General features: G+C 39.0%; 18 protein-coding genes. 5 read left to right on the top strand and 13 right to left on the bottom strand.

Going from position 1 to position 21,809, the window contains the following annotated elements:
* Position 1 precedes the first annotated feature (1 nt).
* Genes BM143_RS18835 through BM143_RS18850 form a run of 4 tightly spaced genes read left to right on the top strand, consistent with a single transcriptional unit; the run spans position 2 to position 2,638 of the window.
* Positions 2 to 604 carry an outer membrane beta-barrel protein gene (locus tag BM143_RS18835; RefSeq protein WP_090026375.1) on the top strand — a complete coding sequence of 201 codons (603 nt, stop codon included), beginning with the start codon at positions 2 to 4 and terminating at the stop codon, positions 602 to 604.
* A 4-nt stretch (positions 605 to 608) separates the two neighbouring features.
* Positions 609 to 980, top strand: a complete 372-nt coding sequence (locus tag BM143_RS18840; protein ID WP_081873946.1) for a hotdog family protein — start codon at positions 609 to 611, stop codon at positions 978 to 980.
* Positions 981 to 984: 4 nt separating this feature from the next.
* Positions 985 to 1,461, top strand: a complete 477-nt coding sequence (locus BM143_RS18845) for a hypothetical protein (protein ID WP_034726999.1) — start codon at positions 985 to 987, stop codon at positions 1,459 to 1,461.
* Positions 1,462 to 1,465: 4 nt separating this feature from the next.
* Positions 1,466 to 2,638, top strand: coding sequence for a DUF2062 domain-containing protein (locus tag BM143_RS18850; protein ID WP_090026377.1), 1,173 nt, complete (start codon positions 1,466 to 1,468; stop codon positions 2,636 to 2,638).
* A gap of 217 nt (positions 2,639 to 2,855) precedes the next feature.
* Here BM143_RS18850 and BM143_RS18855 read toward each other — a convergent pair whose 3' ends face one another.
* The 11 genes from BM143_RS18855 to BM143_RS18910 form a co-directional block, all read right to left on the bottom strand.
* A complete protein-coding gene (locus BM143_RS18855) occupies positions 2,856 to 5,504 on the bottom strand; it encodes a T9SS-dependent M36 family metallopeptidase (RefSeq protein ID WP_090026379.1) in 2,649 nt (882 codons plus the stop codon).
* A gap of 338 nt (positions 5,505 to 5,842) precedes the next feature.
* Positions 5,843 to 8,497, bottom strand: coding sequence for a T9SS-dependent M36 family metallopeptidase (locus BM143_RS18865; protein ID WP_090026382.1), 2,655 nt, complete (start codon positions 8,495 to 8,497; stop codon positions 5,843 to 5,845).
* A gap of 185 nt (positions 8,498 to 8,682) precedes the next feature.
* Positions 8,683 to 9,048 carry a hypothetical protein gene (locus BM143_RS18870; protein ID WP_090026384.1) on the bottom strand — a complete coding sequence of 122 codons (366 nt, stop codon included), beginning with the start codon at positions 9,046 to 9,048 and terminating at the stop codon, positions 8,683 to 8,685.
* Complete coding sequence (locus BM143_RS18875) at positions 9,045 to 10,727, bottom strand: C45 family autoproteolytic acyltransferase/hydolase (protein WP_090026387.1); 1,683 nt, start codon at positions 10,725 to 10,727, stop codon at positions 9,045 to 9,047. The genes BM143_RS18870 and BM143_RS18875 overlap by 4 nt, the downstream gene beginning before the upstream one ends.
* Complete coding sequence (locus BM143_RS18880) at positions 10,714 to 12,249, bottom strand: phytoene desaturase family protein (RefSeq protein WP_090026389.1); 1,536 nt, start codon at positions 12,247 to 12,249, stop codon at positions 10,714 to 10,716. Before BM143_RS18880 ends, BM143_RS18875 begins: the two co-directional genes overlap by 14 nt.
* Before the next feature lie 156 nt (positions 12,250 to 12,405).
* Entirely contained in the window at positions 12,406 to 13,290 is an 885-nt protein-coding gene (locus BM143_RS18885; protein ID WP_034726994.1) for an LpxL/LpxP family acyltransferase, read from the bottom strand.
* Between the two features lie 119 nt (positions 13,291 to 13,409).
* On the bottom strand, positions 13,410 to 13,664 hold the full coding sequence (locus BM143_RS18890; RefSeq protein ID WP_034727052.1) for an acyl carrier protein: 255 nt from the start codon (positions 13,662 to 13,664) through the stop codon (positions 13,410 to 13,412).
* A gap of 4 nt (positions 13,665 to 13,668) precedes the next feature.
* Positions 13,669 to 14,889, bottom strand: a complete 1,221-nt coding sequence (locus tag BM143_RS18895; protein WP_090026391.1) for a beta-ketoacyl-[acyl-carrier-protein] synthase family protein — start codon at positions 14,887 to 14,889, stop codon at positions 13,669 to 13,671.
* Positions 14,890 to 15,042: 153 nt separating this feature from the next.
* Positions 15,043 to 15,774: a flexirubin biosynthesis SDR family reductase FlxB gene (gene fabG, locus BM143_RS18900; protein WP_034726992.1), complete on the bottom strand. Its 732-nt coding sequence runs from the start codon at positions 15,772 to 15,774 to the stop codon at positions 15,043 to 15,045.
* Positions 15,775 to 15,792: 18 nt separating this feature from the next.
* Complete coding sequence (locus BM143_RS18905; protein ID WP_090026393.1) at positions 15,793 to 16,899, bottom strand: WG repeat-containing protein; 1,107 nt, start codon at positions 16,897 to 16,899, stop codon at positions 15,793 to 15,795.
* 3 nt (positions 16,900 to 16,902) lie between these two features.
* Positions 16,903 to 18,426 carry a flexirubin biosynthesis tyrosine ammonia-lyase FlxA gene (locus BM143_RS18910; RefSeq protein WP_185116559.1) on the bottom strand — a complete coding sequence of 508 codons (1,524 nt, stop codon included), beginning with the start codon at positions 18,424 to 18,426 and terminating at the stop codon, positions 16,903 to 16,905.
* A 97-nt stretch (positions 18,427 to 18,523) separates the two neighbouring features.
* On the opposite strand from BM143_RS18910, the gene BM143_RS18915 reads away from it, so the two are divergent.
* Positions 18,524 to 19,780: an NAD(P)/FAD-dependent oxidoreductase gene (locus BM143_RS18915; RefSeq protein ID WP_090026397.1), complete on the top strand. Its 1,257-nt coding sequence runs from the start codon at positions 18,524 to 18,526 to the stop codon at positions 19,778 to 19,780.
* 34 nt (positions 19,781 to 19,814) lie between these two features.
* On the opposite strand, the gene BM143_RS18920 is transcribed toward BM143_RS18915, so the two are convergent.
* A complete protein-coding gene (locus BM143_RS18920; RefSeq protein ID WP_090026399.1) occupies positions 19,815 to 20,417 on the bottom strand; it encodes a hypothetical protein in 603 nt (200 codons plus the stop codon).
* Positions 20,418 to 20,471: 54 nt separating this feature from the next.
* Complete coding sequence (locus BM143_RS18925; protein WP_090026401.1) at positions 20,472 to 21,764, bottom strand: flexirubin biosynthesis putative acyl-CoA ligase FlxY; 1,293 nt, start codon at positions 21,762 to 21,764, stop codon at positions 20,472 to 20,474.
* Positions 21,765 to 21,809 lie beyond the last annotated feature (45 nt).

Consider the following 21,809-nt stretch of genomic DNA (forward strand, 5'->3'; position numbering starts at 1 on the left):
CATGAACAAATTTCTACTATCAGCCGTCCTATTCATTTCAAGCCTGTCTTTTGCACAGGTAACTTTCAATCCGGGAATCAGAGTGGGGGCCAATATCGCCTATTTTTCTGATGGTCCTGCTCACGACTACTGGTATTATGTGGATAGCCAAAACTATTATCATAACGGAAGCAACACGTATGATATAAAATCGAAAATTGATTTTTATATTGGTTTTCAGGCGAATATCCGATTTGCTAAATTCTATGCTCTTCAACCGGAAATTTACTATACGCGTCAGGGAGCGAAATACGAAAGCCAGAACTCTGCTGTGGCTTCAAAAACTGTAAGTGTTTCTTACGTAGGAGCAGCGGTAGTGAATAAATTTTATTTTGATAAATTTAATATTCATTTCGGACCTACTTTAGAGCTTCTTACTGATCATAAAAACATTGAATCGCCTACTGATGCGGATTTAGGACTGCTTTTTGGAGCAGGATATGACATTACGAAAAACTTTGGGGTAGAAGCCCGAATTAAAAAAGGTTTTGTACACATCAAAAGCGACCAGACGAATGTGACATTCCAAACAGGTGTTTATTATACCTTTAACATGAAAAAATAATTGTATGCAGACCATTCTTACAGACTTTTACACTTTAGAATCTTTTGAAAAGGGAGACCATGGAAGTTTCACTGCCAACATTCATCTGAATAAAGATCACGATATTTTTAAAGGCCATTTTCCGGGTAATCCGGTGACGCCGGGAGTTTGTATGATGCAGATCGTAAAAGAACTGACGGAAGAATTTACCGGTTCAAAATTATTTTTAAAAACAGCTTCGAATGTAAAGTTCATGGCTATTATCAATCCTTTTGAAACGCCGGATCTGAAACTTCAGCTGGATATTACTGAAAATGAAGAAGATGTTAAAGTAAAAAATATCACTTCTTTTGGCGAGACTATTGCATTGAAAATGTCTGTAAGCTATAAAAAATAGGATCATGAAACTTCTCTTATCTCTCGTAACCGCTTTTATCTTTTTCTTCCAGACTGATCTTGAGTCTTTAAGAAACAGCTATGCCAAGGCTAACCAATCCAATGACAATACGGAAGCATTCATCAATCTTGCAGAAAAACAATCCGGTTCTGATGCTGTAACCACTGGATATAAAGCTGCTGCACAGATTATGGAAGCTAAGATTGCTAAAAAGAACAGAAAAGCACTTGTAAAAACGGGTGCAACAAGTCTTGAAAGCATTATCAAAAGCAACCCGAACAATATAGAACTTCGACTGATCAGACTGAGCGTTCAGGAAAATATTCCTAAAATAGTAGGCTACAGAGGCAGTATTAAAGATGATAAGGCATTTCTGATCAATAATTACAGCAAGCAGAACGCAGCCCTGAAAAGCTACGTGAAAAAGTTTGCAATGCAGTCTAAATCCTTTTCAGAGGCAGAAAGAGCCACTATAAAATAAAACAATGACCCTTCAAGAAGTACAAAATGCAGTGATTGAGAAAAAGATCTGCATTTTAATACCTACTTACAATAATGAAAAAACCCTGAGAAGGGTTATAGACGGTGTTCTGGGCTACACCGATAACATTATTGCGGTCAATGATGGTTCTACCGACTCTACTGCACATATTTTAACTGATTATCCCCAAATAACCGTTATTTCCCTGCCTGAGAACAAAGGCAAAGGAAACGGACTGAAAATAGGCTTCAGAAAAGCTAAAGAGCTGGGTTATCATTACGCCATCACCATCGATTCTGATGGGCAGCATTATCCGGATGATATTCCTGTATTTGTGGAAGCTTTAATTCAGGAGAAACATGATGTTCTTCTGATCGGAAACCGGAATATGTCACAGGACGGAATTCCGAAAAAAAGTAGCTTTGGGAACAGGTTTTCCAATTTTTGGTTCTGGTTTGAGACCGGAATCAAGCTGGAAGATACGCAATCCGGTTACAGATTATATCCGTTATTAAAAATTCCGAAGAAATATTTCACTCCAAAATTTGAATTTGAAATCGAGATCATTGTAAGAACTGCCTGGAGGCACGTTCCTGTAAAGAATGTTCCCATCAAGGTTTTGTATGATCCTGCGGAAAGGGTTTCTCATTTCAGACCGTTCAAAGATTTTACGAGGATCAGCATTCTGAATACGATTTTGGTGACCATCACACTTCTGTACATTATTCCGCGAAATTTCGTGAATAATTTCAAAAAAAAAAGCTTTAAAAGATTCGTAAAGGAAGATGTCCTTGAAAGTGACGGCAGCAACCGTACGAAGGCATTTTCTATAGCACTGGGCGTATTTATAGGGTTTTCTCCGTTCTGGGGATTCCATACGCTTCTTGTCATCTCATTGTCTGTTCTTTTTAAACTAAATAAAGTTCTGGCTTTTGTGGCATCCAACGTAAGCCTTCCGCCATTTATTCCCTTTGTTATTGCAGCTTCCCTGTTTCTGGGCTCCCCTTTTGTTCACGGGGACAGCAATATTTTAAGCAGTGAACTCAATTTTGAACTGATCAAAAATAATCTGTTTCAATATGTGATCGGAAGTGCTATTCTCGCCACTTCTATGTCTGCACTCTGCGGCATTGCGACATTTTTTTTCCTGAATAAACTGAATCCGGAGAATGAGTAGGGGTGTAAGAGTCAAGAGCCAAAAATCAAGAATCAAGATGTCAGATATCAGATATTATACACGAGACCTTTTACATTAAGTTTAGAGACTAGCAACTAGCAACTAGCAACTAGCAACTAGCAACAAAATTACTCTAAGCACTGACTCTCAAATCCCGAAAAAAAGTCCTAAAGCTAAGCTCCAGGACTTTCATCTCTATATTATTATTATTCTCCTTTTATTTTGAAACAATAATTTTCTGGCTGTAATCAATAGAATTACCTTTAATCGTCAACATATAAACACCATTCAGCAGGGTATTCACATTCACTGTAGTCTGTTTATTAAGATTGATTTTTTCTGAAGAAACCAATTTCCCTGTAAAATCGTACACCGAAACGGTAGTGATTCCTGAAAGGTCCATTCCTGAAGGTGTTTTAATTGTAAATTCAGTTTTCACCGGGTTTGGATAGATAGATATTCCTTTGGTATTAGCAGAAGCTTCATTCACGGCAAGTGCATTACATTCAGCAGGAACTGCAAAATTTTCTACCTGGTCATCAAGATCTTGCTCATTCCCCATAAGAAAGCCGCTAGTTCCTCCCGGCTCAGCATTGACACCAAGTCCCCTTTTAGCAAAAACTTTCCAGATCAAACATTTATCCTGACCTCCGGTTTTCGCCTGATCTGCAGCCAAAATAGCATCTCTTCCCTGCTTGAAATTAGGATTGCATGGCTGAAGTTTAATGGCATCTACAACCAGCTGGAGAACCCGCGCGCTTCCACTGTTTGGATCGGCCATGACATCGCTGTTGTATCCATACTTTTCTACATATTTCCAGTGAAGATCCCAAAGCATTGTAGCCCAGACAAAGCCTATATTATGAACATGAGCCAATACAATAGGTGTTCCGAAATAATTGATCGAAATCTTCATTCCGTTCGTTCTTCCGTAAGTGTAATTATTCACTGCAAAATCAGGTGAATATTTTGCCAGTCTTATTCCCGCCCCGTTGGTGGGCTGCTCTATAGCAAATGTTCCTACTCCTCTGGGCACAGAAGCATTGTCTCCAGGCTTATTGGTGAGCATTAAAGCAAAAAAATCTGACCATCCTTCTCCCATCTGTTCATTTGAGGTTGTTGCTGAAAGACAGCCATCACCCGTACCCGTAAGCCGGTTGGAGATACCATGCCCGTATTCATGGATGAGAATCCCGTTATCCAGACTCCCATCTTTGTAAACATAATTTGATTTGTCATACTTTAAAGTTGCGTTGATAACAGCGCCTCCTGCAATTTCACCGGCTATAAAAGCCCCTTCCGGATTTTCTATGGTAACAGATGGAATTGTTATAGAAGTATCACTTCCTCCCATTCCTCCAAAACCTACTGATGCAGCTGCATTATATATTACCACTCCTACAGCTCCTTTCAGCTGGGCATTTTTCACTTTGTCTGTAAATCCGCACGTTCCTCCCCTTTCTATTAAGGCTATCTTTCCCGTAAGATCTTCGTTAATAGCATTACAGCCGTTAACTGGTGTTGTAAGAGACAGATTAGCAGTTACAGGTGCAATCGTTTCAAGATTGGGACCAAAAGTGGCCCTCCTGCTTCTGAAAGTCCTTGATGCATAAACAGATGGAGAGTTGTAGAATAAATTCTGCATATTATCAGGTTCCCACAAGTACATTTGCATCCTTGGTGGAGAACCATCAGCTGGGCTGTAGAAGTTAGCATTATTATATCCTCCTCCATCCCAGGCCTCAGCTAGAACAGCATCACCCTGAGCTCCGCCTTTTCCAAAATTACTGGCCTGAAAATTTCTGGCTGTTTCTGTAAATCCCAATTTGTAAAATACATCATGTACTTTATTGTTGACATAGAATAGATTAGTGACTGATGCGGATTTGTAGTTCTGTGGTGGCAGGCTCACATCCATTGGGAAATCAAAAGCTCTTACTGTGCCCCCGTCTGGAGAAAACTGGGGTATATTGGTGCTGTTTTCGTCCGTATAAGCATACACATTATTTCCTCTGGTGTTGGTATAGCTGTTCGTACCGTCTGAATGCCACCCTTCAGGAGAGGCTGTAATCTCCCAGGGATTGCTAAGCAATGCCCTGCTTCCAAAGGTAGGTGCCTCTACAGGGAAAGCTAATACATTATAAGAGGCATTATCCGGGACCAAAACAAAGTCTTTCTTTTGTAAATTATTTTCAGAATTTATATGGGGAGGAAATAGGGCCGGTTGAATATTTTGTAGCGGATGAGCTTCCTCTGCATGATGTTTATAGGCATCATCGTGAAAACTGCAGGAAAGAGTCATTTTCTCCGAATATAATATGGCACCATCATCTGTACTGATGATTACATTCCACATATTCCCTGTTTCTTTTTCCTGTACATCAAATCTGTAGCCAAGGATCAATTCTCCGCCTTTCTCAAAATAAACCAGTTGGGTTTTCAGAGGTTCTTCTTTTCCTTCACTGTTCCGAATAGTAGGATAGCCGTTAATTTTTTGGGCTGCTTCTGATACCAGTGTATTTTTTCCGGCATTCTGACTACCTTTCACGCGGGAAGGATACATTTTGATAAAAGTATCGGTTAAGTTCAAAACTTTCCCCTCTCTTATCAGAACATTAGCAGAACTTCCAAAAATCGGAATCCCATTAATAGTCTGCTGTATGCCTACAATGTCCCCGTTTAAACTTTTTGAAGAGTCTACATTTACAACTGTAAATGCCTTCAATTCTGGATTTATTCTCTGGAATGTCTTTTCAGAGTTAATGTAGTCTATTATAACTTTTTCATAGTTTTGAGCATGTGACCAACCAAAACCGAATAAAGAACAAAGCAATAAAAGCCTAACACTTAGTTGATTTCTTTTCATAATATCTTTTTATGAAGCGAAATGTAAATTCATTTCAGAAAAAAACACAACCAAATCGAAATAAAATTAAATAATAACTAAATAAAAACACAAATAACAAAGAATAATTAAATTAATTTATCAAAACACATCAAATATAACATTTTTATAAACCTTTGTTTGATGAAAATACAGTGGAAAAATCAATTGACGATGCTAAAATTAAACAAGCGTTTACCGGTAAATACATTAAAACTTAAGATCACCAGTGTTCAGATTAAGAAAGTGAGTATTAACAACAAAAAAGCCCTGAAGCTGAGCTCCAGGACCTTCCTCTCTATATTGTTATTATTCTACTTTTATTTTGAAACAATGATTTTCTGGCTGTAATCAATGGCATTACCCTTGATCGTTACCATATAAGCTCCGTTCAGTAATGTATTCACATTCACTGTAGTTTGCTTATTAAGATTGATTTTTTCTGAAGAAACCAATTTCCCTGTAAAATCATAGACTGAAACCGTAGTGATTCCTGAAAGATCCATTCCCGAAGGGGTTTTGATTGTAAATTCAGTTTTCACCGGGTTCGGATAGATGGATATTCCTTTGGTATTAGCAGAAGCTTCATTTACGGCCAGAACACCACATTCCGCAGGAATAGTGAAATCTTCAACCTGATCGCTTAAGTCTGGTGCCGGCTGATTAGCTCCGATAAACAATCCGTTAAGCCCACCTGAAGCAGCATTCACCCCTAATCCTCTTTTAGCAAAGACCTTCCAGATCATACATTTGTTTTCACCATTTGTTTTTGCGAGATCTGCGGCTAAAATAGCATCTCTTCCCTGTATAAAATTCGGATTACAAGGCTGCAATTTAAGGGCATCCATGACCAGCTGCAGAACTCTTGCACTTCCACTGTTTGGATCTGCCAGTACATTGCTGTTATAGCCATATTTATCTACGTATTTCCAGTTAAGATCCCAAAGCATACTCGCCCAAATGAAACCAATACTGTGAACATCAGGAACGGTAATCGCGATTCCAAATATGCTGCCGTTCACTTTCATTCCATTCGTTCTTCCATACGTATAGTTATTCACTGCAAAATCAGGAGAATATCTGGCCGGTCTTATTCCGGCACCATTTACGCCCTCTCCGCCGGTAAAGCTTCCTATTCCTCTGGGAACGGATGCATTATCTCCAGGTCTGTTGGTAACCATAAGGGCAAAGAAGTCAGACCATCCTTCTCCCATCTGTTCGTTGGATGTGGAATAAGCTAAACAGTTGCTTCCTGTACCGGTAAGACGGTTAGTAATTCCATGCCCGTATTCATGGGCGATAATTCCATTATCTAAACTCGCATCTTTATACACTGCCTCAGTTCTTAAACTCGCATTACTGGCAACTCCGTTAGTCAATTCACTAACCAAAAATTCACCTTCCGACTTTCCTACCATGATCGTAGGAATCGTAATGGTATTATCAGTTCCCCCCATACCTACAGGTTGGTCACTGTTTGGGTGATACTGTATAACTCCTACTGCCCCACCATCCTGCAGGTTTTTAGTTTTAACGGCAAAACCACAGTTTGCAGGTCCTGCCGCATTGAGTACAGCAATTTTACCTGTTAAACTTCCGGCTGCCACCGCTGTACAGCCATCTGCAGGTACAGGGAGCGCTAAATCACCTGTTACACCAGCGCTGCCTATAAGCTGGGGACCAAAATTGGCCGTTGCCGCTACAGGAGCTCTGGATACGTAGCTTGTAGGAGAATTATAGTAAAGATATCTCACTCCATTAGGTACAAAAAGGAACATTTGCATTCTTCCGCTGGTTCCGTCTGCTCCCGGAGCAAAATTGGCATTATTCAGACCGCTTCCATCTCTTGCTTCTGCTAAAACAGGATCATTCCCGGTTCCTCCGTTCGTGAAATTATTCAGCTGATAGTTTCTTGCAGACTCGGTGAAGCCAAATTTATAGAACAAGTCATGCATCTTGTTTGATGTATAAAATAAATTGGTTACCGCTGCAGATGTATAGTTCTGTTGAGGCAAAGTCACATCCAGCGGAAAATCGAAGTTCCTTGTTGCGCCTCCGTCCGGAGAAAACTGTGCTGCATTTGTATTCGCTTCATCTGTGTAAGCAAAGACATTATTCCCTCTTGTGATAGTGTAATGATTGGTTCCATCAGAATGCCATCCTTCAGGCGAAGCTGATAAATCCCACGGATTTGTAAGGAGTGTTCTGCTTCCAAATGTAGGTGCTTCAACAGGAAATGCAAATACGTTATAAGAAGCATTGTCAGGAGCTAAAATAAAATTTTCACTTTTCTTTTGAGCATCTTTCAATACTTCGGAATTCATAGAAGGTTGCAGATAGGTTGGATTCTCAGCATGCGCTTCAGCTAAATGCTCATATGAGTCCGAGTGAAAACTGCAGGAAAGTGTTGTATTTTCCTGATATAAAACAGAGCCGTCATCTGTACTGATGACCAAACTCCAGACATTACCACTACCTTTTTCCTCTACATTGAACTGATATCCAAGGATCAATTCCCCGCCTTTTGAGAAATAGACAAGCTTGGTTTTTAAAGGTTCTTCTTTCCCTTCACTGTTTTTTACCGTTGACAGTCCGTTAAATTTCTTTACCGCTTCGGCTATTAATCCCTCTTTATTGGCACTTTGTTTACCTTTTACGGTAGATGGATAGTTTTGAATAAAAGTATCTGCAAAGCTCAATACTTTATTTTCTCTGATCAGAACATTGGCCGAGCTTCCAAAAACAGGAACTCCATTGATGGTCTGCTGGATGCCTACAATGTCCCCTTTTAAACTTTTGGAAGGATCAACATTAACAATGCTAAATGCTTTTAGTTCAGGATTTACTCTTTGAAATTTCTTTTCTGAATTCACATAGTCCTTGATTATCTGTTCATATTTTTGAGCAGATAATAAACTAAACCCTAAAAAAGAAGAAAGCAATAAAAACTTAACACTAAGTCGAATTCTTTTCATACGATTACTTTTTAAAGAAATATTGATTTGGTTACTTCCACAGTTAGTAGTAAAAACAACAAAATGTTACAACATTCATATATAACTTTAAAAAATATTCTATAATACTAATCAAAAAATACATTTTAGATACAAGAATCACTTAATTCACTGAGCGGGAAATTAGATTTATTAATGGAATCAATTTATTTAAAAACAACATCCGAAAAAGATAGCGGACTCATAATCAATGTAACAAATATGGCGAGAATGATTAAAACCAATTGGTACTGATAATAGGTTTTTTCTTTATCCTCTTCCTTCACTTCAAAAGTAAATTTGATTTTATCCGGTTTTCTGATGATCATCCAGATAAAGCCCAAAATGATTAGATTTAAGACGATAGGCGCAAAAAGAAACATTTTACTACCAACCCCATCATTTTTTCCTCCGTACCCATGGATTGGGATAATATCCGGAATCGCGCTGTATCTGGTAAAAAGATAAGCCGTGTAGCTGATAATGATGATCAATGGGATAGAGAACAGCAGTTGTATATGTTTGGGGATCATTTTAATTTCTTTAAGGTCTTCTTTAGATATTTTTCCACATTTTTGCGGTCGGGAACTGTGGTGATTTCTTTTGTCAGGGCTTTTTCAAAAGCTGCTTTTGCATGGGCAAAATCTTTTTTACTGTAATAATATTGGCCTGACTGGTAATACACCAACCAGAAATCAGGGTTCAAAGACTGATAATGGGGAATGAAGTCATCTGTCAGGACTATATCTTTACTTTCTGTCGCAGCACTTACCTCCTCGCTCATCATTTTATACATTTCATAGTTCTCAAATTCCTGAGAATCTGCAAATGGATCTCTGGCAATATTAAGTATTGTTTTTGCCTGTAAACTTTCCGCTGCTTTTTTACCGGAAAAGATTTCATTGAGATCGTAGCATACGAATTCTCCCAGCTGATAAGGATTGGAAGAAACCCAGACCAGCCTTTTTTCAGGTGAAAATATAACGGCATGATGAGCCAATAACTGATTGATGGCTTTTTCATTTCCGTAACCGATCTTCTGATCTTTTAAACCGGATTTATCCCGTAAAACAGCCGCCATTTTCTCAGGATTCAATTTTTTCTTTTCCTCAAGAAGTTCCTGAAGTTTTTCATAACGGTATTCGGAATGGCTTTCTATAATATGTTTCTGATTTCTTTTATCGTCTTTATAGGCTTCCGACTGAAAATGATTGGTACAGAAAACCTTGCTTGTATTTTTAACTTCGTAGACTCCGAAATTTTCAGGTGAAACTTCGATAATCACAGCATTTTTATCATGAGCACTTCCCACCAGAATGGATTCGGAGACGAATACTTTTCTTTTTTTAGCAATGGCAATGGCCTCATCAATATTTTTTGCATACTGAAGAATTTCCCGTGTCACAAGGGAAATCGGCGTCTTGGCAGTCAGAGGAATTTTAGATTTTCCGGCATTGATTGTTACCGTAATTCCTTCTTTATTCATCCCTGAAACTACGCCTATCATTCCCGGCCAGCTCACGGACATATAGGGAATTCCGGTCTCCGGTTCTACAAATTCGATCAGTTTATTTTTAGCAAAATCATCTCCGACATAGAAGTCAAAGTTTCTTCCGATCAGCAGCTGACCATCTTCTGTATTTTCATTCCAGACCGCAAGTGAGGTACAACCTACCATTGCCAGATCCTGCATGGCATGACCGATATCGTGGGCTCCATGAAGATACAGGTTCCGAAGGTATTTGGGTGCTATAAAATTGTATTGATCTGAGGAATACTGCGCCAAACCGTACAATTCAGCCTGATAATCTTCCCTTACATTCAGATACATTTTCCTGTTGTACCATTTTAAAAAACCACGAAGCAGCTTTTGTTTAAATTTTGAAGGAACGAAGCCTTCCACTTTGGAAAAGAAAATCTTTTCCTGCTGCTGCATCAGGTTTTGAGTCAGAGCTCCGTTGTTATAGCCCAGCTGTAAAGGGTTTCCTTTGATATAAAGCTCCCAGAGCTGCTGTTTATTTTTGGTTAAATAATTCTGATTGAAACTGAAGGTAGAATCATTGATCTTATTGACTTTCGGGGTTTCCAAAGCATATCTGCTGATATCCGGAAGATGATGAACCGATTTTGAAACGCCACAGGACATCAGGAAAAGAATCAGGAAAAACTGAATTCCCCGGAACGCTGCAGCGAGTCTGTTATTTATTCTCATGAGTGTTGATCATTTGTTTCAGACGATCGTCTATCGTTTCTTTTCCGAGAATTTCTGCACAGGTATTGAAAGCGCCTATCGTTACACCCAAAATTCCATGCATATTCACAGACTGTCCGGTAAGGAACAGATTGTCGGTCTTGGTACGCGGTGAAACCATTGTTTTTAACGGGTTATCCGAATTTTTCATGTATCCGTACATATTTCCTTCAAAACTGCCGATATAGTCCCTGTATGACAGCGGCGATGAAGTATAGATGCTTTTGATGGAATGTCTGAGGTTTGGAATTTTCTTTTCTAACGCTGAGATCATTTTCTCTGCTTTTTCCAGTTTGAATTCTTCGTACTTCAATCCTCTTTCATGTTCTTCTGCCACCGTATTGATGGTTTTCGCCCAGGATTTCACCTCATCAAAATCCATATAAGAGATCGCTGTAAGGCTTTCTGCATAATCGGGATGATGTTTGGATTGGGTGGAGGAAAGCATATAGGTTTCCGGCCAGCTTTCTTTACGGTAACGGAATGCGTTCCAAACCATTTCTTCCGATGAATAGTGGTAGATATTGTAATTAAAATTCGGGAAGGAATGCGGTTTTAAAACCAGATAGACGCTGAAGCAGGACGAAACAGGCTCCCAGCTCATGACTCTGTTGGAAAAAGATTTTCTCAATCGGTCTTCTCCCATTAATTTCATCGCAGAGCGGATCTCTATGTTGGAGATGAATTTTTTCGCTGCATATTCCTTTCCTTCCTTAGTTTTCACAGAAGACAGAACATTGTTTTCATTAAAGATGAATTCGGAAACTTCGGAGTGCTTGTGAACTTCTGCTCCATACTGGCGAAGCTTTTTGATAAGGAGCTTAGTAATCTGACTTCCGCCTTTGACACATTTATAGGCACTCTGAATATAAGAATTTACTGTAAGGGCATGAACGTAGAACGGGATATTTTCTGAGTCACCGCCATATAAAAAATTGGAACCAAGCAAAACGGCCTGTAGTTTTTTATCCTGAGTCACAGACTCTATGAATCTTTTGGTATTGAGGTGAAGGATCTCTTCATTATAGCTGTCTTTCCCTACGACCTGATACCTTGGGAACTGTGCGCAGACATACTGGATCTCTTCACAATAGCTTTCCAGGTTTTGTTTTTCGTTGGGAAAATAGGATGTAAGCTGTTCAACAAAGTTTTCATAGCCCTGCGCATGAGGATATTCTATGCTCTCTTCTCCAAACGAAATCCGGTCATAGCCGTCTTCATTCATCTTGTGGAGTTCGAGATCATCCATAATCTCAAGATAGGAGAAGAACCGGTGAAGATTCTGCCCTTCTGAAAGGCCTCCCAGATAATGGACCCCGGTATCAAAAATCAGCTTATCCCGAGAAAAAGTCTGGAGATTTCCGCCATACTGGTTATTTTTCTCCAGGACACAGACTTTCAGGCCTTCTTTCGCCAAAATTAGAGCCGAAACAAGACCTCCCAATCCGCTACCGATTACAAGTATGTCGTATTCTTTTTTCAAAAGGAGAAAAGATGTGTGTTTTTATTTCAAAAATTAAGAAATCCTGAGATTTAGAAATTATATTTAAACCTAAATGAGAGGTTCAAATATCCAATTCCCGAATTTATTTAACGATTTGAGTTTATTAATTAGTTTTCAGGGATAAAATTAGAAAAATTAATCAATATCATCCCAAAAATCGAAATAATTGAACCATTGAAGGGGATATTTTCTGATCATAGATTCCAGATTCTGTACGTAAGAATTGAGAAGTCCCTGAGAATCACGGTTTTTAATATTTTGCGCGACCCTTGCATACAAGTGGTAATGAAGATTTTTTTCTTTCATCACGTACACATAGACCACGGGAACGCCAAGACGGGAAGCAATAAGGAACGGGCCGGCAGGAAATTTAGCACTTTTTCCCAACAAATCGGCTTCAAGAAATTTTGAGCCTTCGAAATAGCGGTCTCCGGTGAAGCAGATCAGTTCGTTATCTGACAAAGCCTTATTGATCTCAAAAATATGCGACATATCTTCTTTGACGTAGATGAATTTGATATTGCTTTGCTTTACGGCAACACTTTCGAGATATTCTTTGATGACCGTCACTTCCTGATCTGTAGTGACCAGATTGATCTGACAGTCGAAATCGATATCTGCAAAGAAATGTTCTGCAATTTCAAAGTTTCCGATGTGGGCACTGATAAGCACTCCACCTCTTTTTTCTGCCAAAAGGTTTCTGAGATTTTCTATCCCATCGAATTCGTAGGTGTATTTTTCTCTTAAACCGGCGGAAATTGCGGTTTTATCAATCAAAACTTTTCCAAAAGTAAAATAGCTTTTGAATACACTGGCTTTGGATTTCCAGTATCCGTAATCGAGTCTTTTCTGAAAATAATAAAGAATGTAGCGGTTGCTCTTTTTTAAGAATAAAAAGTAATAGGACGCTACGAAATAGAGCACAACATATGAACTCCGGATCCCGATATTTCTAATACACCAGACGAATATTTTATATCCCAGTATGGTTCCTTTAGATTTACCTTTCCACTTGTTCATATCTTAGTTTACCAATTTATCAATATACCAGTGTAACAATATTTCGGGTGAAGGTATTGTTACACTGGTACATTGTTTTATTGTTACATTATTAAAAAGAATAAAGTTTAATCGATAGCTTATGCGTTTTTTTCAGCAATCTTCTGCTCAATCGTCGTATAGAAATCATCAAACGTGACCATTTTTTTAAAATCTGCCTCACCTAATTTCACTCCGAAATTAGATTCAATCACTACGACCATGTCGATATAGTCCAGGCTGTCCAGCCCAAGCGTTTTTTTCAGGTTGGCGTCATTACTGATCTCATCACCGTCTACCTCAAATTCGTTCACTAAGAAATCATTAACGATGTCAACAATTTTTTCCCTTTCCATGTTTTTAATCAAATTTTTTAACTATTAATGCGGAGTTGGTTCCCCCAAATCCGAAAGAATTCGACAAAAATACGTCAATTTTTTGAGTTTTCGTTTTTGAGACTAAATTTATCTTTTTAGCCTCATCGTCAGGGTTTTCCAGATTGATGTTCGGTGCAACGAAATCATTCTGCATCATCAGAATGGAGTAAACCACTTCACTTGCCCCTGCCATCCAGCATTCATGACCGGTCATAGACTTGGTAGAACTTACCGGAATCTCGCTTCCGAAGATCTCGTGAATCGCTTTGGCTTCATTGGCATCCCCAATGGGTGTAGAGGTCGCATGAGCGTTGATATAGTCGATATCTTCCACTTTTAATCCTGATTGTTTCAGGGCTCTCTGCATGGCTAAAGCCGGACCATCCACATTGGGCGTTGAAATATGACCACCGTTTGATGAGAAACCATATCCTACGATTTCTGCAAGAATGGTAGCGCCTCTTCGCTGTGCAGATTCTAAACTTTCCACCACAAGGCTGGCAGCTCCTCCGCTTGGAATCAGTCCGTCTCTTCCTGAATCAAAAGGTCTTGATGCTTTGGTAGGTTCGTCTTCTCTCACAGAAAAAACGCCCAGTCCGTCAAAGCTTGCCATTGAATATTTGTTTGTTTCCTGGGCACCGCCGCAGATAATCATATCCTGAAAACCATTGCTGATCATCATATGCGCGAGTCCCAAAGAATGCGAGCCGCTGGCACACGCTGCACTGATGGTAAGATTAATTCCTTTCAGTTTAAAAATGGTTGAAAGGTTCATCGTTACTGTAGAATTCATTGATTTAAAGATCGCTCCGGATCCCATCAATGTTGTATCTTTCTTTTCTCTGGCAATATCGATAGACTCAACGACTGCCTGAGAAACACTGTCGTTTCCATACAGAATTCCTACTTCATGGCTGTCCAGGAAATCCTGGTCTAAACCTGCCTGCTTTAGTGCATCACTGGTCGCAAGGTAAGCATATTCGCTTTCCTCACCCATGCTTACACGCTGACGTCTGTTGAGCAGATTCTTAAGATCCGGTTTTGGTACTACGCCTGTAAGGCCAGACCTGAATCCGAATTCTTTTCTTTCCTGTACTAAAGCAATACCGGATTTTCCTTGATATAGGGATTCTTTGACTTCTTCCAAAGAGGTCCCGATGCAAGAATAAATTCCCATTCCGGTAATTACAACCCTATTTTCCATTTATAATTAAAGGTTTTAGATTGCAGGTTTTAGGTTGCAGCTATTCACTGCTACTTATTATCTGCTACCTGATTTATAATTAAAGGTTTTAGATTCCAAGTTTTAGGTTACATCTATTCACTGCTACCTGCTACCTATTATCTGCTACCTGATTTAAGAGTAAATTCCTCCGTTGATGTTCACGATTTCACCGGTAATGTATGACGCTTTTCTTGAAGCTAAAAACGCAACCAGATCCGCTACTTCTTCCGCTTCTCCAAATCTGTTGGCCGGAATCATCGCTTTAAGTTCGTCTTCATTGAAGTCCTGAGTCATATCGGTTCTGATGAATCCCGGAGCTACGGCATTTACCGTGATATTTCTTTTAGCCACTTCCTGAGCCAAAGCTTTTGTAGCGCCTACCAACGCTCCTTTTGCTGCAGAATAATTGGTTTGTCCGGCTGTACCTTTTACTCCGGAAACGGAAACCATATTGATGATTCTTCCGTATTTATTGCGGAGAAGCTTTTGGATAAAGAAATTGGTTACGTTGAAAAAACCGTTCAGACTGGTGTTGATGACACTGTTCCAGTCTTCACTTTGCATCCACATGAATAATCCGTCTCTTGTAATCCCTGCGTTGTTTACAATCACCTCAACAATGGCGTCCGGATTGCTGTCCTGCCATTGGGTCAAAACATTCAGGCTTTCCTCGGCATTGGCTACATCAAATTTAAGGAGTTCTCCTGTAGCACCCAATTCCTGTACTTTAGCTAAAGTTTCCTTTGCTGCGGTATCATTGGAAGTATAATTAATTAAAATATGGTAGTTCTTTTCTTCTGCCAGTTTTAGACAGATTGCCCTTCCAATTCCTCTGGATCCGCCTGTTACGATTGCACATTTCATGTCTTAGTGTTAGTTTTTTTAATTTTGAAAAAGTTCTGCATTGTAGAACCATTTATCGCCAAGTAGATTTCCGGATGTATCGATAAAACCCCATTTTCCTCCTTTCTTCACTCTTGAAACCCCTTGATTAAATCCTTTATTTTTTTCTCCGAAGCCAAAACTTGCAGAGATTTCGTATCCCATGGGAATCACTATTTTTCCTGTATTATCAATAAATCCCCAACCTTTTCCTCTTACCGGAGCAAGATTGTCGCTGCTGAAAACTTCTGCATCACTGTATTCAGGCTTTATCACGAAATTTCCTGTGGGATCAATATAGCCCCATTTATTTTCCAGACAAACCGGCGCCAGGTTTTGACTAAAACTTCTCGCCTTCTCAAACTGAGGTTCAATAATCCATGTTCCTGTTTTATCTACAAAACCGATTTTACCCTCTTTCTTTGCATAAGTCATTGGCTGATTATCAAAATCCCAGATTTTATCTACTCCGTCAATTACTTTAAAGTCTTTGCCGTCAACAAGTCCAAATGATTTATCTTTCTGTGCCCATGTAATTCTGTTTGAATATTCTCCAATATTGTCATATTCAAAAGGAACAATGGTTTCACCTTTGGTACTGATAATTCCCCATTTGCCGTTTTTAGAAGCTCTTGCAAAACCGTTTTGAAAAGGTTTAATCACCTCATGTTCTGCACGGAGAATTACTTTTCCTTCAGTATTGAATGCCCCGATTTTATTATTAATCTTAAAAAAAGCAAGCCCTTCATTAAAGTCATACAGCTTTTCTGAAGAAGGCATGGTCAGTTTTTCCCCTTTTTTGTTGATGTACATCCATGCTCCGTCTTTTTCAACGACACAAATTCCATCATGGAATTCTCTTATATTAGTAAATGAAGGTTCAATAACCATTTTACCATCCTTACCTATGAATCCCCAAAGCTGTTTGATCTTTACAGCGGCTAAACCATCTGAAAAGCTTTTGGCGGTATCGAAACTCGGTTCAATAATATATTTCCCGGATTTATCGATATATCCTATTTTTGATTTTTCCTTTACCAACGCTAATTCCTGGGCAAAAAGTATTTGTCCCATAGCTATCATTGAAAAAATCAGTATTTTTTTCATGTCTTATTTTAAGTTTTTAAGATATTGCTTTACTTCCTCCAGATACGGATACATCACCATATCGTCTGAGAACGCAGGAATAATCTTTCTTATTTCGTCATACAGCTCTTTGGTAGAAGACGAAACTTTATCCTGAAATCCAAGGTATTCCACAGCCTGAATGATGGTAATCGCTTCAATCGCCAATACCTCAAATGCATTCTCGATCACCTTTCTGCAGATCACCGCAGCATTGGTTCCCATGCTTACAATATCCTGATTATCATTATTATTAGGGATACTGTGTACATACATTGAATTGGACAACATCTGGCTTTCCGCTGTAGTAGATGTCGCTGTAAACTGAACGCCCTGCATTCCGAAATTGAACCCTAATTTACCTAAATTTACAAAAGGAGGCAAGATTTCGTTGATCTTTGCATTTAAAAGGTAGTTCAACTGCCTTTCTGCCAGCATCGTCAGCTTGGTCACAACAATTTTCAGCTTGTCCATTTCCAATGAAATATAATCTCCGTGGAAATTTCCTCCATGATAAACGTGCTTGTCTGCTACATTGATAATCGGGTTGTCATTTGCTGAATTGATCTCATTTTCAAGAACATTTTCAGTATATTCCAAAGTATCCAAAACAGGTCCTAAGATCTGTGGAACACATCTTAATGAATAATATTCCTGAACTTTTTCCTTAAATACTTTTTCCTGTTCTTCGAAATGGGTATAAAGATGATCTTCTCTTTTTCTGATCAGTTTACTGTCAGCCAAGTGGGCACGCATTCTCTCGGCTACTTTCTGCTGACCGTAATGTTTTTTCGTACCGTTCAAAGCTTCCGAAAGATGGTCATCATACGCCTGAACGATCTCATTGATCGCACATGAAAGTCTGATTGAAATATCGGTCAGCTGATTCGCTTTATAGGCATTTACAATTCCTATCCCGGACATTACGGAAGTACCGTTCATCAAAGCAAGTCCTTCACGGATCTCCACTTTGATAGGCTCTAATCCTTCTGCTTCAAAAACATCTTTTGTCGTTTTTCTTTCGCCATTATAATATACTTCTCCTTCTCCTATCAGTACCAAAGCAAGGTGTGCAAGCTGCACCAAATCCCCACTTGCTCCTACTCCTCCATGCTCAAAGATCAACGGCGTAATATCTCTGTTGATCAATTCTTTAAGTAAATAAACGACAGACTGATGAACGCCTGAATTCCCAAGCGAAAGGGTATTCAATCTCGCCAGCATACAGGCTTTTACTTCCTGAGCAGGCAGTGGATTTCCGATCCCTGAAGAATGGCTTCTGATCAGGTTATACTGAAGCTGGTGGGTATCCTCATCACTGATTTTGAACTGAGCCATAGGCCCAAATCCGGTATTCACACCATATATTACTTTGTTTCGCGAAAATTCCTTTAAAAACTGAAAACTTGTTTCCACTCTATCCAAAAGTGTTTCGTCCAGTTCAATTTTTTCGTTCTCAATGATAATTTTTTGAAAATCCTTCAGTTCTAAAAAGCTATTTATTTTCATCAATTAAAAGTAATAGTTGATAATTTTGTAAAATATTAATTAATTGTCACTAATTTTGCGGCAAAGATAGAAGTTATTATTAAAATAAAAAATCAAGATGAGCAAAGAATTTGTTGATGTTCTTGTAATCGGGGCTGGGCCTTCCGGTTGCGTATCTTCTTCATACTTAAAGAAGAACAATGTCAACGTAAAAGTGGTCGAAAAGACAAAATTCCCCAGACTTGTAGTAGGTGAAAGCCTAATACCCAGGGTTATGGATCATTTTGACGAGGCCGGACTTTTTCCTGCTTTGGATAAAATGGGCTTTGAAAAAAAACTGGGCGCACGTTTTTTACGTGGCGATGAAGTCTGCATTTTTGATTTCAGTGATAAGTTCGGAGAAGGCTGGGACTGGACCTGGCAGGTTCCGAGAGCTGATTTTGATAATACTCTTGCCAAGGAAGTGATCAACAAAGGCATCGATCTTGAATTTGAAACTGAAGTCATAGATATCCAGTTTAACGGTACAGACTCTATCACAACAGTAAAAACAAAGGATGGCGAAACAAAAGAAATTCATTCCAAATTCGTCATCGACTCCAGTGGATACGGAAGAGTACTTCCAAGACTTCTTGATCTTGAAAAACCATCCAAACTGTCTCCTCATTCTGCAATTTTTGCCCACGTAGAAGATAGTAACAGAGAGGAAGGTGAAGAGGGAACGCTGATCTCTTTTGATATTATAGAAACTGAAGTATGGCTTTGGGTGATTCCTTTCTCTAATGGAAATACGAGTGTAGGAATTGTAGGCCCTACGGAATACATCGACAAACTTTCTGAAAACGGTGATACTGCAGAAGCTTTAAGAAAAGCAATTTCTCTGTCAGATTATTATGTAAAACGTTTCGGGGGTGTAGATTTCCTTTTTGAACCAAGACATCTGAAAGATTATTCGTGTTCGGTAAAACAATTATTCGGGGACGGATATGCGCTTACCGGAAATGCTTCTGAGTTCCTCGATCCGGTGTTCTCATCGGGAATGGCCTTTGCTACGGAATCAGGAATGCTTGCTGCAAAACTGGCTCTACGACAACTGAACGGCGAGAAAATCGACTGGCAGACAGAATACACAGATTATATTCTTTATGGCGTAGATGTATTTACGACGTATGTAAAGGAATGGTATACAGGAAATCTTCAGGAATTATTTTTCCATCAGCCGGAAAACCCTGATGTTAAAAAGAAAATTTGTGCAGTATTAGCGGGTTATGTCTGGAATAAAGACAATCCGTTTGTCAAAAAGCACGATACGGTTATTAAAAATCTTGCGAATCTGATTAAGCTTGAAAAACAGCAACAGCAGGAACAATCATAAAAAAACCGGTCTGAATTTCAGGCCGGTTTTTGTTTTATTCCAAATCTCTTTCCATTCTCTGGGCGAGTGTTTTACCTGTTTTCGCAAATCCTTCTCCCACTCTGGTTTCGTTATTAAAATTACTTCCCCACTGATCTCCCGGCGCATCTACACTTTCAATATCGAACATCACCTTTTTAGAATCTGTTTCCACAAAGGTAAGTTGTGTCGTTACTTTTGCAGGCTGCTTCATGATTCCGGCATCCCAACCCGGATACACCCACTTTACTTTAACCATTAATGCATAAGGACTCTGAGCATTTTCTTTAAGCTTTGTATTGATATTTTCTTTAGACAAAACCTTATTGAATATCGTGATGAATTTCGGATTCCACAATTCTTCTTTAACACGCTCCCACTGCTTTTTCCAGATTTCTCCGCTTCCTTCTGTTTTTTTGTTCAGTTCTTCTATTCTTCTCGGAATATATTCTGCTTCAGTGTAATTTTCTTTCAGCAGTTTCATCTCTGAATAATCAAAAACAACGTTCACTGTTTCAGTTCCTTTTAAGAATTTTGCATCTCCACTTTTAATTTTAAATTTTTGTGCCATTGCAACGGTAGAAACAGCCACCAGCAATAACAGTAATAATTTTTTCATGGTTTATATTTTTAATTTAATAGGTTTAGTTTTTGTGTTGATGTTCTGATTTTTCTATCTCAAATCTATAAATGTGATCGGTTTTCTGCTGTTTGGATTAAAAACAGTTTTGGACAAAATATCAAAGTCTATGATTTCAATTTTAGGGCTTACTCTGAGTTTCGCACGGAAATGATCACGAACTTCATTCACGAAGGTTTCCTGATCCTGATCTGTGCTGAGTTTAATGATAATTTCATCCAGCCCGATTTCATTAGACTGAATAACGATCTGATAGCATAAAATAGTATTGAAATCATTTAAAATATCAGTCATCGCCGGTGGATAGAGCGTTGTTCCTTTATATTTGATCATTTGCTGTTTTCTTCCGACAACAGGGCCAAGCCTCATTGTATTTCTTCCACAACGGCAAGGTTCGTAATGGGCTTTTACAATATCTCCCGTCTTGAAACGTAATAATGGAATGGCTTCAACACCTAAAGTAGTGATCGTAAGTTCTCCGTTTTCTCCTTCTGCCACAGGATTTTCATTATCATCAAGAATTTCTGTGATAATCAGTTCCGGATGTTGATGACCTCCTGTTTGAAATTCACACTCCGTGAAGGCTGTGCTCATTTCTGTGGAAGCGTACGTGGAGAATAATTTGATATTCCACTTCTCTTTGATTTTCTGTGAAAGAATATTGTCTGTAAAATCCTGATTTTTGATGCTTTCTCCGATACAAACGGCTCCATAGACACTGGAATTTTTATAATCCACGCCATGTTTTTCAGCATAATCAATCATCTTTAATAGAAAAGACGGAACAGTGATCAGGTATTTGGGTTTGTATCTGAAAATAGAATCCCACTGCAGCTCAGGAATACCGGGTCCCATTCTGACCACACTGGCACCCATTTTTCTCAACCCAAGAAAATAAGCCAGACCAGCCATAAATCTTTTATCAATGGTAGTGATCATCTGTACAACATCTCCTTTCTGAATTCCTGCACAGGCAAAGGAAATCGCTTCGTTGTAAGCCAGCCTTTCAAGGTCGCTGTCGGAAAGCCCGAACGTAACCGGATCACCCAACGTTCCTGAAGTGGTACTGTAGTCTACAATTTTATCCGGAGGAATACAGAAAAAGTCGTGATTGTGCTGCTGCAGATCATCTTTCGTGGTTGTAGGAATTTTCCGCAGGTCTTCCAATGTCTGAATATCCGAGATATTGATTCCGTTTTCCTGAAACAGTTTCTGATAAAAAGGTGAGTTTTTTTCAAGATAAACGAGAAGCTCCTGAAGCTTTTGCTCCTGAAACTTTTTGATGTCCTGAAGGTCTGATCTTTCGATGTCCGGATAGAATTCCAATGATTTTAATTTTAAGGAACAAATTTATTTAATTAAAATTAAAAG

It is taken from the genome of Chryseobacterium oleae (assembly GCF_900115055.1).
GTDB lineage: Bacteria > Bacteroidota > Bacteroidia > Flavobacteriales > Weeksellaceae > Chryseobacterium > Chryseobacterium oleae.

What these genes read in the sequence shown, in the direction of transcription:
- BM143_RS18835 (WP_090026375.1), top strand. Translation starts at nt 2, where the DNA reads ATGAACAAATTTCTACTATCAGCCGTCCTATTCATTTCAAGCCTGTCT.
- BM143_RS18840 (WP_081873946.1), top strand. Translation starts at nt 609, where the DNA reads ATGCAGACCATTCTTACAGACTTTTACACTTTAGAATCTTTTGAAAAG.
- BM143_RS18845 (WP_034726999.1), top strand. Translation starts at nt 985, where the DNA reads ATGAAACTTCTCTTATCTCTCGTAACCGCTTTTATCTTTTTCTTCCAG.
- BM143_RS18850 (WP_090026377.1), top strand. Translation starts at nt 1,466, where the DNA reads ATGACCCTTCAAGAAGTACAAAATGCAGTGATTGAGAAAAAGATCTGC.
- BM143_RS18855 (WP_090026379.1), bottom strand. Translation starts at nt 5,504, where the DNA reads ATGAAAAGAAATCAACTAAGTGTTAGGCTTTTATTGCTTTGTTCTTTA.
- BM143_RS18865 (WP_090026382.1), bottom strand. Translation starts at nt 8,497, where the DNA reads ATGAAAAGAATTCGACTTAGTGTTAAGTTTTTATTGCTTTCTTCTTTT.
- BM143_RS18870 (WP_090026384.1), bottom strand. Translation starts at nt 9,048, where the DNA reads ATGATCCCCAAACATATACAACTGCTGTTCTCTATCCCATTGATCATC.
- BM143_RS18875 (WP_090026387.1), bottom strand. Translation starts at nt 10,727, where the DNA reads ATGAGAATAAATAACAGACTCGCTGCAGCGTTCCGGGGAATTCAGTTT.
- BM143_RS18885 (WP_034726994.1), bottom strand. Translation starts at nt 13,290, where the DNA reads ATGAACAAGTGGAAAGGTAAATCTAAAGGAACCATACTGGGATATAAA.
- BM143_RS18890 (WP_034727052.1), bottom strand. Translation starts at nt 13,664, where the DNA reads ATGGAAAGGGAAAAAATTGTTGACATCGTTAATGATTTCTTAGTGAAC.
- BM143_RS18895 (WP_090026391.1), bottom strand. Translation starts at nt 14,889, where the DNA reads ATGGAAAATAGGGTTGTAATTACCGGAATGGGAATTTATTCTTGCATC.
- fabG (WP_034726992.1), bottom strand. Translation starts at nt 15,774, where the DNA reads ATGAAATGTGCAATCGTAACAGGCGGATCCAGAGGAATTGGAAGGGCA.
- BM143_RS18905 (WP_090026393.1), bottom strand. Translation starts at nt 16,899, where the DNA reads ATGAAAAAAATACTGATTTTTTCAATGATAGCTATGGGACAAATACTT.
- BM143_RS18910 (WP_185116559.1), bottom strand. Translation starts at nt 18,426, where the DNA reads ATGAAAATAAATAGCTTTTTAGAACTGAAGGATTTTCAAAAAATTATC.
- BM143_RS18915 (WP_090026397.1), top strand. Translation starts at nt 18,524, where the DNA reads ATGAGCAAAGAATTTGTTGATGTTCTTGTAATCGGGGCTGGGCCTTCC.
- BM143_RS18920 (WP_090026399.1), bottom strand. Translation starts at nt 20,417, where the DNA reads ATGAAAAAATTATTACTGTTATTGCTGGTGGCTGTTTCTACCGTTGCA.